Origin of the sequence: Litorivivens lipolytica (genome assembly GCF_014191715.1) — a bacterium.
Classification (GTDB): Bacteria; Pseudomonadota; Gammaproteobacteria; order Pseudomonadales; family Spongiibacteraceae; genus Litorivivens; species Litorivivens lipolytica.
Genome location: NZ_JACHWY010000003.1, coordinates 646,331 through 662,965, shown reverse-complemented (window position 1 = coordinate 662,965; position 16,635 = coordinate 646,331). Strand labels below are relative to the sequence as shown.

General features: G+C 54.3%; 13 protein-coding genes. 5 read left to right on the top strand and 8 right to left on the bottom strand.

Annotated elements, in window-relative coordinates; translation table 11 throughout:
* The first annotated feature begins 157 nt into the window (after positions 1–157).
* Positions 158–1,233 (top strand): IS3 family transposase gene (locus FHR99_RS15250; RefSeq protein WP_183411566.1). Its coding sequence is split into 2 segments (ribosomal slippage): positions 158–407 and positions 407–1,233, totalling 1,077 coding nucleotides; the frame shifts between segments, so codons are not numbered across the junction.
* Positions 1,234–1,505: 272 nt separating this feature from the next.
* On the opposite strand, the gene FHR99_RS15245 is transcribed toward FHR99_RS15250, so the two are convergent.
* The 4 genes from FHR99_RS15245 to FHR99_RS15230 form a co-directional block, all read right to left on the bottom strand.
* Positions 1,506–2,516 (bottom strand): Wzz/FepE/Etk N-terminal domain-containing protein, encoded by a 1,011-nt coding sequence (locus tag FHR99_RS15245; RefSeq protein ID WP_183411565.1) that lies wholly within the window; start codon positions 2,514–2,516, stop codon positions 1,506–1,508.
* 19 nt (positions 2,517–2,535) lie between these two features.
* The gene (locus FHR99_RS15240) at positions 2,536–5,295 is read right to left on the bottom strand and encodes a polysaccharide biosynthesis/export family protein (RefSeq protein ID WP_183411564.1); all 2,760 of its coding nucleotides are present in this window, start codon (positions 5,293–5,295) and stop codon (positions 2,536–2,538) included.
* Positions 5,296–5,375: 80 nt separating this feature from the next.
* On the bottom strand, positions 5,376–6,710 hold the full coding sequence (locus FHR99_RS15235) for a capsule assembly Wzi family protein (RefSeq protein WP_183411563.1): 1,335 nt from the start codon (positions 6,708–6,710) through the stop codon (positions 5,376–5,378).
* Positions 6,711–7,214: 504 nt separating this feature from the next.
* Positions 7,215–7,538, bottom strand: a complete 324-nt coding sequence (locus FHR99_RS15230) for a hypothetical protein (protein ID WP_183411562.1) — start codon at positions 7,536–7,538, stop codon at positions 7,215–7,217.
* A 122-nt stretch (positions 7,539–7,660) separates the two neighbouring features.
* On the opposite strand from FHR99_RS15230, the gene FHR99_RS15225 reads away from it, so the two are divergent.
* Positions 7,661–10,393 carry a class I adenylate cyclase gene (locus tag FHR99_RS15225; protein WP_183411561.1) on the top strand — a complete coding sequence of 911 codons (2,733 nt, stop codon included), beginning with the start codon at positions 7,661–7,663 and terminating at the stop codon, positions 10,391–10,393.
* Between the two features lie 150 nt (positions 10,394–10,543).
* On the opposite strand, the gene FHR99_RS15220 is transcribed toward FHR99_RS15225, so the two are convergent.
* Together FHR99_RS15220 and FHR99_RS15215 are read right to left on the bottom strand one after the other, a co-directional pair.
* Positions 10,544–10,837, bottom strand: a complete 294-nt coding sequence (locus FHR99_RS15220; RefSeq protein WP_183411560.1) for a GIY-YIG nuclease family protein — start codon at positions 10,835–10,837, stop codon at positions 10,544–10,546.
* A gap of 281 nt (positions 10,838–11,118) precedes the next feature.
* Positions 11,119–11,856 carry a TerC family protein gene (locus tag FHR99_RS15215; RefSeq protein WP_183411559.1) on the bottom strand — a complete coding sequence of 246 codons (738 nt, stop codon included), beginning with the start codon at positions 11,854–11,856 and terminating at the stop codon, positions 11,119–11,121.
* Positions 11,857–12,068: 212 nt separating this feature from the next.
* Here FHR99_RS15215 and FHR99_RS15210 point away from each other — a divergent pair, with 212 nt between their 5' ends.
* Positions 12,069–12,692 carry a TetR/AcrR family transcriptional regulator gene (locus FHR99_RS15210; protein ID WP_183411558.1) on the top strand — a complete coding sequence of 208 codons (624 nt, stop codon included), beginning with the start codon at positions 12,069–12,071 and terminating at the stop codon, positions 12,690–12,692.
* A 6-nt stretch (positions 12,693–12,698) separates the two neighbouring features.
* On the opposite strand, the gene FHR99_RS15205 is transcribed toward FHR99_RS15210, so the two are convergent.
* A complete protein-coding gene (locus FHR99_RS15205; RefSeq protein WP_183411557.1) occupies positions 12,699–13,916 on the bottom strand; it encodes a sensor histidine kinase in 1,218 nt (405 codons plus the stop codon).
* Between the two features lie 155 nt (positions 13,917–14,071).
* Between FHR99_RS15205 and FHR99_RS15200 the strand changes: the two genes are divergently transcribed.
* On the top strand, positions 14,072–14,908 hold the full coding sequence (locus tag FHR99_RS15200) for a hypothetical protein (RefSeq protein WP_183411556.1): 837 nt from the start codon (positions 14,072–14,074) through the stop codon (positions 14,906–14,908).
* A gap of 10 nt (positions 14,909–14,918) precedes the next feature.
* Positions 14,919–15,950, top strand: a complete 1,032-nt coding sequence (locus FHR99_RS15195; RefSeq protein ID WP_183411555.1) for an NAD-dependent epimerase/dehydratase family protein — start codon at positions 14,919–14,921, stop codon at positions 15,948–15,950.
* 157 nt (positions 15,951–16,107) lie between these two features.
* Here the strand turns inward: FHR99_RS15195 and FHR99_RS15190 are convergent, their stop codons facing one another.
* A complete protein-coding gene (locus FHR99_RS15190; RefSeq protein ID WP_183411554.1) occupies positions 16,108–16,542 on the bottom strand; it encodes a response regulator in 435 nt (144 codons plus the stop codon).
* Between the last annotated feature and the right edge of the window lie 93 nt (positions 16,543–16,635).

Genomic DNA, 16,635 nt, shown 5'->3' with positions numbered 1-16,635 from the left:
CCTTTCCTCCAATTTTAGAACTGTAATCCCCCCAATTTAAACGGCAGTTATTCGTAGAAACTTTTACGCTGCTTTTGACCTTTTGACCTTTCCCCCAATTTTAGAACCATGACCACGATGAGATTTCCAGTTAACCTAACGGGATGGAGATCTCAGAATGAAGAAGCGATACAGCGACGAGCAAATCATCAAGGCCATCAAAGAGCATGAGGCCGGAGCCAAGGTTGAAGACATCTGTCGTAACCTGGGTATTTCAAACGGCACTTTCTATTACTGGCGCAGCAAGTTCGCCGGCATGGAAGTCAACGAAGCCAAGCGATTACGTGAACTGGAAAGCGAGAACAGCAAACTCAAGAAGCTATTGGCGGATAAGCTCCTTGAAGTTGAAGCAATGAAGGATGTGCTGTCAAAAAAGTGGTGAAGCCCGCTGGTCGCAAGCAGGCAGCCAAGCACATGATCGTAGAACATCGCATCAGTGAACGAGCCGCCTGTCGGTTAGCGGGCATCAGCCGAACGGCGTATCGCTATCAGGCCAGACCAAGCAACGACGGGGCTCTGAGAGCCAGGCTAAAGGAATTAGCTGTTGAGCAGTCTGCTTATGGCTATCTGTTGTTGCATGGCCTTCTTAAGGCGGAAGGACTGGTGGTTAATAGGAAGCGTACGTACCGGATTTACACCGAAGAAGGCCTTCAGGTACGCACCAAGAAGCGGAAGAAGCTACAGCGCCCAAGGCTGCCAATGGAGGTGCCTCTGGGTGTTGATCAGCGCTGGTCGATGGACTTTGTGTCAGACCAGTTGAGTAATGGACGACGCTTCCGAGTGCTCAATGTCGTTGATGACTATTCCCGCGAGATGGTTGGGCAGCTGGTTTCCGTGTCGATTAGTGGACGGCAAGTTGCTCGCTTTCTTGGCCAGTTAATCGAGGCTCGCGGTAAACCGAATACGATTATCTGCGACAACGGCACCGAATTTACCAGTAAGGCGATGTTCTTCTGGAGCCAGGAATCAGGCGTGAAACTTGGATTCATACAGCCTGGAAAACCTACGCAGAATGCTTTTGTAGAAAGCCTGAATGGAAAGTTCAGAAACGAGTGTTTAAACCGTCATTGGTTCCGGTCAATGGAGGAAGCCAGAGTCGAGATCGATCAGTGGCGGCACCACTACAACCACGTTCGAGCACACAGTTCTCTGGACTATCTGCCACCTGTTGCATTTGCAAACCAGGCAGCATAACTTTTGGAAAATCTCATCAGAGCTGTGGTACTAACTCTGGGGAAAGGTCATTTGGATATGTTGCCCAGTTCGTCCGCCAAATTGATCAGGCCTACCTTGTGTTTAACAATCTTGTCGTTAGTATGGAGCATGAGGGTTACCTCTGGTTTCGGTTGATTTCAGGTCTAGTCACCTTCAATCAAAACCGGTAACCCTCACTTTTTCAACGTGAAGTGTCAGATTGGGTCTGAACTAATACATATAAATCTGTAGAATTGATTTCCCCGAGAACACTAGACATCGACTTGACTTTTCCCCATAGCCTCAAAGGACTTGCGCAACAGCGCAGCTGCAAGGGCAAGAAATGCCCCTACCATTGTAGCTATAATGCATATCAGTAATCTCTGGGGTCGGCTTTCTTCCTCAGGTATCACGGGAGGATCTACCACTTTGAACGTATATTCATCTCTGACCTGAGCAAGCATCATAGTCTGCGTTTGCTGCTCGACCAAGGCGTACAAGACTTGTTGCATTTCTGCGACGACGGTTTTTCCGATTTGAGTATTTAGATAGTCAATACTCTTTTGCGCATCGTTGATATCATTTCTTCTCATATGGTTGTTGAGGTCTTCCACCAACCAAGTGGCCCATAATTTAGCGTCCTGTGGCGACATTAGCTCAACGCTGACAGTCACAATACCCGTGGAAGCGTCTTTGGTCACATTCATCACTTCTTCCATAAAGACTTCGTACAACTCCCAATCACTCGGCGAAGGCTGTTTCGGCGGGCGTACGTTTCTCACCCATTGCCTTGTGCTGGAGTTGTAAATTTCTTGATCAATAACCCATTCTCTGAGTTCGGCATTCCAACCCTTGGCAGCCAATAACGGAACTTCAAGCTCATGCCTGCGAATAAATCCCGTGATAAAAGCACGGGATTTAAGCACTTCCAAAGCCAGCGTGGTTTTGTCCGCCCCCCCCTCCCCCAAGTTAATGCCAGCCAAGCTCGCTAATCCACCGAATTGACCCGCCAACTTCGCTAAATCACTCCCTCCAGCGGCGTCGGCTGGAGCCAGCACAGCTTTTGAGGTGTAGTAATTGGGCAACATTAACGCGACCACAAGTGCGACAACAGCAAACGCCCCAGTGATAGCAGCAATCAGCCACCTGCTCTCCCACAGGGTTTTCGCCAATTCAGTTAGGTCAATTTCATCGTCACCGTAAAAGGGCGCAGGGTGGGCTCCGGGCGTATACCCACGCTGACTGGGGCGCAGCTCGGCGTCTTGCGGCGAATTCTCATGCATAGGAATTCCGTTTTTCAGCTTAGTCTCGGATAACATCGTAGGCGATACCAAGTTGATAGAGTATCTGGGTTACGGATCCAAATAAACTCAACTTGTCTGTGTATTGGGCATCGATCGGAACGACCACTGTGTCTCCCTCTCGAATTTCTGCACCAAACCAACTATTTTTTGGCACGGCCACTTCACCATTGGCTCGAATAACATAAACGCGATCATTATCTGCTCTTTCGCGCATACCGCCAGCTTTGGCAATATAATCCTTGTAGGAAAGGCCTTTTTCAAATACGTGACTGGAGGGGTACTGCACCTCACCCACGATCGTTACCGTATCGCTATGAACAGGAATATAAAGCTCATCTCCGTTCTCTAGGCGTACGTTATTTGCACTTTCCGAAGCAAGGGCTGATGGCAAGTCAATAACCAATCGTCCTAAAGCTTCCACTTCACTTAATTGGTCAACAGCTCGTATTGCTTCTACCGGAGACACACTTAAACCCGATGTTGGTGTGCTCTTTTGAAGAGCCATACTGGCGACTTCCTGTTTTAGGCTCTCTCGAAGCCTCTGAAGCTCTTTAGCCTCTTTTTCTTTTAGGCTCTTTCTGGAAAGCACAGCGCCTTCTGGAAAGGCGTACTCGGTCAGCCCGCCTGCGCGTTCTATAACATCCTTTATCGTCTCTCCACGCTGGACAGCATATGATCCAGGAAAAAGCACTTCGCCAGCTATCTTAACGGTTAGATCATTTCGCCAATCGGGGTGCTGAAAAACACTCACTCTATCGCGAGGCTGAAGCTTTGCCTCTATCAGCTCCTGATCCGTAAGCTTTAAATTGGTGTGAACCAACCTCAACCGACCTTGGTCTCGAGATAATCGCGTCAGTTCAACTTGCTGACGATAGGTGCTCTCCATTGTGCCACCCGCGATCGCGAGCAGCGTTTTGGCATCTAGCTTCTCACTGTAGGGGTAGATGCCCGGGTATTTAACTTCACCCCGGATCTCAACAATCTGCTGGAACTCATCGTATTTGGACTGGAGGCGTAGCTTTGTTAAGAGCGGAGCAAGCAATGACTTACGCTCTTCGTTAATTAGCATGAGCGCCTCATCTTCGAGATCTTCCAGGCGAGTTGAGGCTTCTTCCTCTAGTTCATCTGCGCTTCGGTTAAATACCAAACCCGGGTTATAACGTGCGCGCAGCCCACAATGCTCTCGCTTCAGCGCGAGCTTTTCTTTCTCTAGCTGAGAGTATTCCTGCTGACGTAAAAGCTCTTGAGCTACATCCAGATAATTCTCTTTTGCGCCTTCATCTGCGACTTGCGAAATTGTCAGCGACTCTTCATGTTGCGCCTTTATTTTTTGCAATACGTTTTCGATTGACTGCGCATCTACTTCCCGTTGCTCGCTTCCGTAAATTTCATCAGCGGAGCAACGTAAAAAGCCAATGCCCGGGAATACAATCAGCTCATCGTTTTCCTGTAACAGGTAATTGTCATTGTGGGCTGGGTTATCTAACACTACCTGCAATGGAAGGTAGCGAGCGGTGGTATATCCTGCTTTATCGGTACTGACTAAAAGCGCCAGGTTTTTATCTGCATCATCGCGCAGCACATTGGTTTGCAGGAGATCAGAAACTCGCATACCTGCAACAAAGCCATGCCGACCGGCATCTGTGAATGCACCTGACAGGGTAATAGCACTGGCGTAGGATTTTGCCTTTTGCTGCACAAACACGGCATCTCCGGCCAGCATCTTGAATGCTGCCTCAGAGCGATTACTTACGTTGCGACTAAATACTTTCAGGCCTTGGTCAGTTGCGCGCTTAATGGTGACGTTACTTTTCAGTGCGCTGGATTTTAGGCCTCCAGCGATGCGCAAAATATCGCCCAAGCTTGTGCCATTATTGATTTCATAAATCGCTTCACGAACCACTTCGCCTTCTACGCTTACGCGATTCCCTGCGGGGCGTATAAATACCGCATCACCCGACTGCAATCGAATGTCACTGCTCTTATCACCTCGCAGCAACAGGTCGTAGAGGTCAACGCGTTGAACCACCTCCGTTCCACGACGCACTTCAATCTGGCGCAGCGAGCCTGTTTCAGCAACGCCGCCAGCGGCAATCAGAGCCTGGGTTACGGTTGCGAGTGAAGACAAATTGTAGGCGCCGGGTTTATTGGCGTCGCCCAGCACATAAATTTGCATTAGCCGCAGCTCGCCCATTGCGATGGCGGATTCAGCACCAATAATCTGTCTTTTGATGCGCAGGCGCAGATCTTCTCGCACCTGCTGAAAACTCTTGCCCGCTACTGAAATGGGGCCGAGTTTTGGCATATTGATATAGCCATCGCGGCCTACGACGAGAAAATGCTGCTCGTTCTCTTTTCCGTAAAGCTGAATACTGATTTCGTCGCCCGGGCCAACCACATAGTCACTGGGTACTGGCAGATCGGCTATCGGCGTAAACGAGGTTGTTTGCCCCGCAAAGACGTTGTAGCCAAATAGCGGCAAGCCTTCTTCGGCGTCATCTTCCGGCTGATACTTTATGCGCTGACCTTGCTCAATACGCTGAATGGTTTGTGGCAGCTCTTCCGTTTTCTGTTCGCTGCCACCTACCTGAGTAAGGCTCACGCCATACTGTTTGGCCAAGCGCTGCTTTTCTGCGGCGCTCATGGAGCTGAAGCTGGCAATCTGCTCCGGGCTAATACCTTGAGCGAAGGTGCCTGCAGATACGCTTAGTGCAAGCAGAAACGGGATGAGTCGATTAGCTATTTTGAATATGGTCATCGGTTTTTAATTTTTGAAATTTAAGTGTAGCGATGCTTGGAGTATCGCACGGCTAAGTAAAAAGTGTTTGAGGCCTATCATCACCATGCGTATTCCATGGAGACGGACACAACATCGTCACCCGCATCCACACCTCTCAGCCTTAGGTCACCGCTGTAATGCTCGTATCCTAATGATGCGCGCCAGCTGGGAGCACGGTAGGTATAGTTCAATATTGCAGCGTAATCATGGCTCTCGCCAACAGCGACCGCATTGCCATTGGTGTAAACCTGACTGCCTGCCTGATCCGTATTGAGATCGAACTGCGACAGTCTAATTCGAACATCTTGCCGGGAATCAAGCAGCCAGTTGAGCGCAAGGTGCTGGGCTCGGGAATCGTTGTCTACGCCAGCCCCTAAAGGCCTGTTTCGGTAGCGATAGCCACTCTTATAGATACCGTGCTCATAGGCATAATTAAAGCGGGCAGTGCCGCTCATCCGATTGGCCGCCGTGTCGCTGCTCTCAAAGATAATACGTAGCGAAGAATCACCTACCGGGATAACGGTATCAATACCGGCGGTATAAATATATCGAGACGGCACACCGCCGGCCTCATCTTCACCGATAAACTCGCCATAGAACCCTATCGGAATTGCCGTATTAATCGATACCCGAAAGTCCAAGCCACCCAGCTGGTTACCCGGCTCGTTCTCCTCGCTGATTCCACTGCTGCCGCGATTGTCTTTACCCAACAAAAGATCTTTAAAACTGGAGAAATCCTGCGGCCGGTCGCCGCCGCCCCACTGCGCCGTGCGCGACAAGCCCAGTTCCAACCAGCGCAGCGGGCGAAAGCTGAATCGCGCGCCCAGTAGCTTGGCATCGGGTATAACGCGGTCGCTTTCCAGCTTTCCGGCAAAGGCTGTGAACTGCCAGGGCCCGATCCACCGCAACCAATCCCATTCAAAGGGCTCCGAGCTGTTGCGCTGGAGGCTGATACCCGGCACGGGGCGGGCACTGTTGGAGAGAATCAATCCGGACTCCCAGCCAGGGCCCCACCAGCGATCGATTGCACCCACGGTAAAAGCCCAATTGCCCAACAGCCCAGTGAGATAACTGCCGTCGTAGTGGGTGTGCTCGCCATCCAGCGGGTCGCCAATGTTATTCACCTGCAGTTTGCCCGCCCAGCGCTCGCCCATTACCTCACCGGCGAGATAGCCCTGCACCTCATCTCGGCGAGTGTCACCAAAACCACGGATTGGGTTCATCTGCTCAGCATAGGAGTAGCCAAGCGAAAGGTTAGAAACGCTTTCTTTATCAAAGACTTGCTGAATATATTCAACGGAGCGACGCTGCGATGGGCTAAGTGGCTTGCTTTTTACCCGGTTGACCTCGGAGATCACCCCACTCCACATCAGTGGCCATGTGTTTACCGGCACGCGAATCAGCGCGGCATCTGCCAGTACGTGTATATGGTGTCGTAGCCGAGCATCGTCGGGGGTGATCCAAGGAGCAGCATGCAGCGAGCCCGCTAGCAAGAACGCAGCTACGCCCGCTAGCCAGGAGGGTTGAAGTGTGATGTAACGCAACAAAACGGAGGCCCCAAAAACGCCCCCAATTGCTGGAACTGGAGGCAAATACTTTATTCTCTGGCCACCGATTATAGGGTTGCTATGGCTAAAATGCAGTGTTTTGGCGGAATTTCTTCTGCGGGCGGCACTACGTTACAGTTTGGGCGATGGTGTGGATGCGGGTGGGGTTCGGGAGATTGCTTCGCGTTGCTCGCAATGACGACACTTTTCGGCTCGGCCGTCATCGCGAGGAGCGCAGCGACGTGGCGATCTTTTGGCTTTGGCGGGGGCGGCATGAGATTGCTTCGTCGCTTCGCTCCTCGCAATGACAGTCAGCGCTTTGGGTGCGCAATGACGGAGGGAAGAGCTCCCTCAGTCCTCCGCATCCTTGTACTTAACCCGCGTACACCCCAAACACCGGATAAAGGTATTCGCTGCCGGCTGCACCATCAGGGTATCGGCGGCTTGCCCTACGTTGCCACCCAGCGTGGAAAACGGCAGGCTGACGACGAAGAAGGCGGTGCCGATTACGGTAAACGCCAGCATCACGGGGCGCACGATCACGGTATCTGCAACCATGGCCAGCGCGGTAGGTTCTTCTTTAACGGCATCGGCCAGTGATAGCTGCGGCATCACCAGCGCGATGGACAGGCAAAGTGCATTGAGCCAGCGGATGATTCCTTGGCGAGGCTTCATGGGCATTCCTCCCTTTTCTTATTCGCCGCGCGCTTTTTAAGGTGGGCAACGGCACTTGGGTAGACTTGAAGCCATGATAGCGCGATGATTTGAAGCTGTCTTCAGCTAAATCGAGAAATGGCTTGCATATCACAGCATTAGGGCGAATTGTTGGCGCAGACGCCAAAGCCGTTTTCCGCCGCCTGCAGCAGTTCAACCAGCAGCGGCTGGAACGTGCTCGCTCGCTGTTGGGCCCGCGCCAGCAACTGTTTCTCGACTTTCTGCCCCTACTGTTGCACAGCAATCACCCCTCCCTGCCCGGCTACCAAAGCCTGAACTGCCCCGCCGGCATCGTGCACTTCAAGCCCGGCAAGGAGATGGTGGAGCGGGTTAAACGCCATTTAAGCCCCAGTTTTAGGCTGCCCGGCTCCACCTCGCAGCCCGCCCTGGAGGCCATTTACCTGATGGGCTCGCTGGGCAGTATTGCCCATGCGCCAAGTTCGGATATTGATGTGTGGGTTTGCCACCGGCCCGAGCTGAACTCCAAGGAGCGGCTGGACCTGCGCGCCAAGTGCGACGCGCTGAGCGCCTATGTGGCCTCAGCCTTGGGGCTGGAAATGCATATTTTCCTGATGTGCGCCGAAGAGTTTCGGGCGGGTGAGCGCAAGGCCCTGACAGGAGAGGATTGCGGCAGCACCCAGCATTTTCTGTTACTGGATGAGTTTTACCGCAGCGCTATTCGGTTAGCGGGCAAATACCCCTTGTGGTGGCTGATTGATCCGGATGCCCATGATTATGGCGAGGCCGTTAGCCATCTCCAGCATCGCCAAAAGCGGCTTGCAGACCAGCTGTTAGACCTTGGCAACGTGCACGCTATTCCCGAAGGGGAATATGTGGGCGCCGGCATTTGGCAGCTGTTCAAGGCCATTCGCGCGCCCCACAAGAGCTTGATCAAGCTCTTATTGATTGAAGCCTATGCCCGCCAACACGACCGCTTGCGTCCACTCTCCGAAGATATTCGGCGGGGCATTCACAGCGGCGCCCTGCAGCAGTGCCTCGACCCCTATTTGCTGATTTATCAACGCCTTGAAAGCTACCTCACCGAGCGCCATGAGCCCGAGCGGCTCGATTTGCTGCGCCGTGCGCTCTATTTCAAGACCGAATTACGCCTCAGCCAGCAGCGCGATGAGCTGAGCTGGCGCGAGCAGGAAATGCGCCATCTGATCAAACAGTGGGGCTGGGGCCGGGAGCAACTGCAAAACCTCGATTTGCGCGATACCTGGCCGATTCACCGGGTGCGCTCTGAACACCAAGCTCTGGTGCGCGAACTCACCGGCAGCTACCGTTTTCTGCAGGGCTTTGCGGCTGAGTATAAGGCCGACCAGTTGATCAGCTCACGGGAAATGAGCGTTCTCGGGCGCAAGCTCTTTGCCGCCTTTGAGCGGCAGCCGGATAAAATTGATCGGGTCGATGGCGATCTGCAGCCGGCACTCGCGGAAAACACGCTGAGCTTTTGCTATTTCGGCAAAGCCGACCCGGACACACCTAATTGGGCCGTGATTGAGGGCCGCGTTTCCCTGTCGCACTGGCATCAAACCAAAGCGCTGCGCGAGGGCGAAAGTCTGTCTGCCTTAATCTGCTGGTGTCTATGCAATGGCTTGATTAACAGCGACACCCGCTTTCATCTGGCTTCCGATCACCCAGAACACCATCGCGGCAAGCTGGAGCCACTGATCAGCACCTTGAAGGCGCAATTACCCGACCACAATTACGCCGCCGAGGCCGAAGAACACCGCCGCTTTGAGCGCGCCCGGCGAGTAGAATCCATCACCTGCTTTGTAGGCAATGCCAGCCAGCAGGGCCACCTCGATCTGCCGATTGTGCGCCATATCGACGTAGTTAGTGTCACCAGTTGGGGGGAGGTATTCTGCAAGGCCCACACCGGTGACCATGCGGTTGCCGAGGCGCTGCATCAGATTGCCGACAGCGTTATCAGCCAGACCGAAGAACTGAAACTGAACGCACGCCCCTTTTCCACGTCGGCAGAGTACTGCACCCAGCGCTTTGTGAGCGATCTGAGCGCCTTGCTCGAGTTCTTCCAGCGAGATAGCGGCGATGGCGACCGCTATATTTACGAGTCTGGCCGCACCTACTACCACTTCCAACGCAAGGCCGAGTCACTACAGCTGAGTCGGTCGGGTAGTTTTACGGAACTGGCACTACTGCTGGGAAAAAGCACCCACAAGGCAAGCAGAATCGGAGTCTGTAATCGCAACCCTCGGCTGAGTGCCCTCTGCCAGGTCGCTAGTTTGCAGAAAGCAGGCGAATTGCAGGTGGTGTTTCAACGCCGGGAAGAGGCTGCCGATATTTACCTGCTCGACGGTCACGGCGCAATTCACTACCAACCCCTGCTCTGCCATGACCGCGACATTATGCTCACTCACCTCACCTATTTTTTGCGCCCCATCCGCCAGCATTATCTAGGCGCGGCACCGGTGCGCTGGCACAACCTGAGTGAGCAACGGGGTAAGTGGCAGCTTGAGCCCTTTAAACCAGAGAATAAATCAGACCGCCTGAGGATTAGCGTGAAGATGCTGGGTTATCAGGGCGAGGGGCAACGCTTTGATGTACAGATTAATCAGAAAACGCTGCACTTCGCCCAGTACGGGGAAGACATTCTGAAACACGCCGCGCGCTATATCCGCGAGCTACTGCCGCATGATGATGCACTGCGCTTCTGCTACCTCAGCCGAATCGAACACAGCAGCCCGCTCAATGGCACACCGGCCATAAGCGAGCATCTGGCCAACGAGCTGAGGCTGAAGGCGCAGATTGAGGAGGGGATCAATTCGGCATTATTGGTGGGTGTGGACTGACTACTGCTTTGTTTCGTCATCGCGAGGTGGCGGTATCATTGAGTTGGCAGCGGACTGGACGAGATTGCTTCGCTGGGCTCGCAATGACGGTGGGTACACGGTGGTATTACCGTCATCGCGAGGAGCGCAGCGACGTGGCGATCTCAGCCTTCAACCCACGATGTTCTCGTACAAATCACGCCACTCAGGATTTACTTCCTCAATCAATTTCACCTTGCGTATGCGCGACCCTGCTTTGAGCTGTTTCTCACGAAGTATGGCCGATTCCATTGATTCATGGGTTTCGAACCAAACTAATTTGCTCAGGTTATAGCGCGCAGTAAATCCACCCACAACTTTCTGTTTATGCTGCCATATACGCTGCACCAGAGATGAAGTGACTCCAATGTAAAGTGTGCCTTGGCGGCGATTGGTAACGATGTAAACACACGGCGATTTGGGCATTTGGTACACCTCCTTGTGTACGGTTTTTTCAGGGTAGTTCGTTGTTGGAGCGTGCGGAAGGAGATTGCTTCGCGGCGCTCGCAATGACGTTTGCTATGCGGCCGAGCAACCGTCATCACGAGGAGCGCAGCGACGTGGTGATCTCGTCACGCTGGCGGCGGACTGGTCGAGATTGCTTCACGTGGCTCGCAATGACGGTGGGGGGTGTTGAGGGTGGAACCGTCATCGCGTACCCAAAGCGCTTCGCGGGGCATGCTAAGGAGCGAAGCGACGCAGCGATCTCATCCAATCTTCTTCTGTAAGCGTATCGCCTGCTTGCTTTTTCGCAGGCGAATATTCAGCAGCTCTACCGTCACCGAGAAGGCCATTGCGAAGTAGATGTAACCCTTCGGCACATGCACATCAAAGCCTTCCACAATCAGCGTGACGCCGATCAGAATAAGAAAGGCCAGCGCCAGCATTTTGATGGTGGGGTTAGCGTCGACAAAGTCGGCGATGGATTTGGATGCCAGCAGCATCACCAGTACGGAAACCACCACTGCGATTACCATGATGGAAATGTGGTCCACCATGCCCACTGCGGTAATGACGGAATCCAGCGAGAATACGATATCCAGCAGGCAGATCTGGAACAGCACTGAGCCGAAGGTTGCTGCCGCCGGATTTGCACCGGATTCCTCATGGTCGATTTCAAAGCTGTTGTGAATTTCGTGAGTAGATTTGAGCAACAGAAACAGGCCGCCGCCGATCAGAATCATATCGCGCCCGGAGAAGCCTTCGCCGAACACGGTAAACAATTCTTTCGTCAGCCCCATCACCCAGGTCAACGCAAAAAGCAGAGCCAGCCGCGACAGCATGGCCAAGCCAATACCGATGCGCCGTGCCTTGTCGCGCTGGTGCACGGGCAGGCGCGCCACCAGAATGGAAATGAAGATGATGTTGTCTATGCCCAGTACAATTTCCAGGGCGATCAAAGTCGACAGAGCCACCCAGGCTTCCGGGCTGCCGATCCATTCCATAACAGCTCCCCACAGCAAATACGTGAAACAATAGTGGCTCAGGCACCAACAGCCGCACAAATTGCGCGATATTATTCAGGCCGTCAACTGCCAAACAAGCGACTTAAGTCGCAACGCCGCCACGCAGAGGGGTGCGCGATCGCAAACATTTTCGATACAATGTTTTCTTTTTGCGCTCGCCCCTGTCGGGTGAGCCACAACCGGTTACAGCGATGACAACGGACGCCCCCAGCAAGCTCGGTAAACAGGCCCAGAAAACCCTTATTGCCCGCGAAAAGATTTTGAACGCGGTGATCTCTCTGATTAACGAGGGTGGCTTTGGCGCGGCCAGTTCCAGCAAGATTTCCCGCCGCTCAGGTTTGACCTGGGGCGCGGTGCAGCATCACTTTGGCTCGAAGGAAGATATTCTGGCGGCCATTCTCGATCAGTCGCACCAGCGCTTTACCGAAATGCTGGACAGCGACGCCAGCACCGAGGGCTCACTGAAAAAGCGGGTAGACGAGTTTGTGGACCGCATGTGGCAGCACTACCAAAGCGATCTCTACGTTGCCACTCTCGAGATCCTGCTGGCCAGCCGCAAGAATCCGCTGACCGCTCCAGACTCCAAAATCAAACAGCAGTCCAGTAGCCACGCCCACACCATGCAGGCCTGGTTCGGCGACTGCCAACTGAGTGACGATGCACTACTGGAAGCTCTGATTTACACCCATACCTTTCTGACCGGGCTGATGATAGAGCAGGTGTTTGAAGGCGAAATCGCCAATGAGGCCGCCCACCTCGAGCGCATCAAACGCAGCATGTTGTTGATGCTGCGCGGCAAGCGGCTACTGAACTGAGCCGCGTCAGGCGCGGCTTGGGAAATAGACTTTGAAGTTGGAGCCTTCGCCTTCGCGGCTATCGACTTCGATGCTGCCGCCGTATTTCTCGACGATTTTCTTACAGATCGCCAGCCCGATGCCTCGGCTCTCGCTGCCATCACCTTCCGCAAAGCGGAAGATACGCTCGTGATCGGACTCCGGAATCCCCGCACCATTATCGCGCACATGAAAGCCTAACAAGCTCCGATCCGCTGGCCGCAGGGGGCCAACTTCTATCACGGGATTGCGCCCTTCAGCGCTGAATTTAATGGCATTGCTCAACAGATTCAGCAGAATCTGATGCAGGTGGTAACGCTCCACCGGCAGCTTCGGCAGGGCGTTGCGGATAATGGAAATATCACGCTGGCGCATCTGGATGCCCAGATCGCTGACCACTTCCTCAAGCACGCCGTCGGCGTCGACATCCTCGGCGGGCACCGACACGGACTCAACGCGCGCATAGGACAGCAGTGAATCCACCAGTTCGCCCATCCGCTCGCTGGTTTCCGCGATATCCAGCGCACTGCGCTTCAATTCAGCTTCGTGATCCGGGCCAAGTTTGCTGCCCAGCAGACGCGCCTGAGCGCGGATTTTCTTCAGCGGCTCTCGCAGGTCGTGGGCGGTGATATTGGCGTATTCATTCAGTTCGCGGTTACTCGCCTCCAGCGCCTTATTGTTCACCTCCAGCAGCCGCTTGGCGTTTTCCAGCTCTGCGGTGCGCTCGTGCACCTGCTGCTCCAAACGGTTGGACAGCTGCTCCAGTTCACGGGCTTGCTGGGCATTGCGGTTCGCTTCCTGGCTCAGCTTTTCATTCAACCCCTGCAGCACCCGGTTGCTGGGTATGGCCAGAGCCTTGGGAATCAGCGGCCAAACCAGAATCGCGGTACCGATGGAGGCCGCGGCGGTAATGGCCTTGATGGTGCCGCTGAACCAATAGGCGCCGTACCAGACGTTGTAGATATTCACCAGATGGGTAGTACCGCAGGCAAAAATGAAAATGGCGAACAGCACGAACATGTAGTTAAAGCTGAGATCGTCGCGCCGACGCACCAGGTAGACCAAGGCCAGTGGAATCGTGAAATACGCCAGCACAATGATGGCATCGGTCACCACATGCAGGGATACCAGCCGGTCGTCCCAGAGGTAGCAGTGGCCGTGCGGCGGCATCTTGTTGCCGAAGAAGTTATCGAAGAAGTTGCCCATGGCGGCTCCGGTAAAAAGGTTTTTAGCTCAATGTCTTAGTGTAGTTCAAGATACCTGCCCTGCTCGCCAGAGCGTGCGGAAAAATTTCACACGCATTGACATCGACACCGCGCGAGCAATAACATTTCAAAAGAAATGTTTTAGAGAAGAATAATATGACCCCGCGCGGCTACTGGTTCTCCCACAACCCCGACAAGGCGTGGGCGGAGAAGTTTTTCCTCGCCTATATTCCGGTGTTTTTCGCCTACAACGCCCTGATGCAGCAAACCGGCTGGCTGGACGCCGGCAACTTCTGGCATATCACCCAGAACCTGATCATGTGGTTCCCCTTTTGCGTGATCGTACCGTGGGTACTGCGCCGCAATAGCGGCGTGCCGTGGCAGCAGAGCTACTGGTTTAAGCTCAATGTGTACATGGCGGTATTTATCTTCTTCTGTACCTATTTTCACACCGAGTATTTTTTCGACGTACTGGGGCTGCGCTACCGTTTTAACGATGTGAGCCTGCATTTTGATTCGGTACTGGTGGGCCCCGACGAGGCCACGGCACTGGCCCAGCACAAGAAAGTACCGCCGGGTATGTATTTGAACTCCATTGCTTTTTTTATTGTGTATCACACCGCCGCCGTGGTGGTGATGCGCCGTATTCGCAGCATGACCGGAGGCTGGGGAAAATCGGGGCGCACACTGGCGTGGATGGTCATTGTCGCCACCACCGCCCTGTTTTTTGCCTGGGCGGAAACTTACTTTTACATCACCGACGATGCGGCTGCGAACGTCTGGTATGTGGATCTGGAGCGCATGTTGAAGTGGGGCTCCATCTACTACGCCATGTACTTTATCGTCAGCTTCCCCAATGTATTTCGGCTGGATGAAGAGAGCGCAGACTGGAGCCTGTCACGCACCGTGCTAGAGGCCTGCGCAGTGAGTGCCATCAGCCTGCTTCTGCTGGATTTGTGGGCTCTGATTTTGGGGCCGGTGGTAACCGCATGAGGAGAATGCCGTGAAAGTTCTGGTTACTGGCGGCACTGGCTTAGTAGGCGCCCACAGTATTTCTGCCCTGCTGCAAAATGGGCACACCGTGCGCGCTTTTATGCGAGATGCCGCCAAGCTGGAACGGGTTCTCACGCCACTCGGTGTAGCGGTTGGTCAATGCGAGATCGCCAAGGGCGAGCTGGGTGACGCCAGCGCCCTGCGCAACGCCCTAGAGGGGTGCGATGCGGTGCTGCACACCGCCGGGTTGTTTTCCAATCGCCAGGAAGACAAGGCGCTCATGGAGCGCACCAACATTGATGGCACTCGCGCGGTTCTCAGCCTGGCCTCAGAACTCGGGCTCGACCCGATTGTGCATGTGTCCAGCATTCTGGCGCTGTTCCCGCCGCCCGGCGCCATTCAAACCGCCGCTGATCCCGTACGCTCACCCAGCTCGGTTTACGCCGCCACCAAGGCCCGCGCCGAAGCCATTGCGCGCGAGTTTCAGGACTGCGGCGCGCCAGTAGTCTGTGTGTACCCGGGTGCGGTACAGGGCCCTCATGACCCGACGTTCAGCGACGGCCCCCAATTGATTGCCCGCTACCTGAAGTCCGGTTCGGTACTCGTGACGCAAGGAGGCTTGGTCTATACCGACGTGCGCGATCTGGCAAAGGCCCTTAGCTGCACCTTTGAAGCTGGCCATGGGCCGCGGCGTTATATGTTCGGTGGGAACTATGTATCGCACGAGGAGCTCCACGAGCTGCTCGAAAAACTGACCGGGCGCAGGCTAAAAGCCCAACGCATACCGGGCTGGCTACTGCGGTGGATGGGGCGTATCGGCGAGGTAATCGCCGGGCTCAGAGGTAAAACGTCACCACTCACCTATGAGGCCGCCAGTGTGCTGACAACCAGCGTACCCAGTGATGACTCAGCAGCGCTCAGGGAGTTTCAACTGGAAACGGTGGATGCGGAAACGTCTTTTCGGGATCTACTACTGTGGATGCATGAAACGGGCAGACTGCGGGATGAGCATGTGGGGGTTTTGGCTGAAGTGCCGCGATGATCCCCGCACATCGTAATTGCGAGCAACGCGAAGCAATCTCATACAGTCTGCTGCGGGCTTGACGAGATCACCACGTCGCTAGCGCTCCTCGTGATGACGGTTTTCTGCGACACACCCCGTCATTGCGAGCGATGCGAAGCAATCTCTAACGCTTAAGCTAGGTCGCCGCTGCCGCAGGGTTATCCAGATAGGCGCAGACGTTGGTGATCGCCTGCATGAAATCCTTGAAGTTTTCCGGCTTGGTAATGTAGTCGGTACAACCCTGCTCGTAGGACTCGTTGATATCTTTTTCACGCGATGAGGTGGTTAACATTACCACCGGCACGTCGGTGTATTCGGGCTTGGAACGCAGCAGTTTCAGGGCCTGCTTGCCATCCAGCCGGCGCATGTTGATATCCAGCAAAATCAGGTCGGGCTCGGGGTAGCTCACCACATCCTTAAAGGGGATTTTGCGCTCCACGTAATCCACCAGCTCTTCACCATCGATCAGTTCCACGAGCTTTATATCGCGCCGGGTACGCTCAAAGGCACGGCGAATTACCAGTCGGTCTCCGCTGGAATCATCGACAATCAATACAGTTCGAGTTTCCATGTGGCTGGCTCTGGCCTCTTGATCTTGTTCCGTTGCCGGTATTTGCACCTGCTCGCCTCCTCGGCCACTGACTACTGCCCGGCCGCTGCAAGG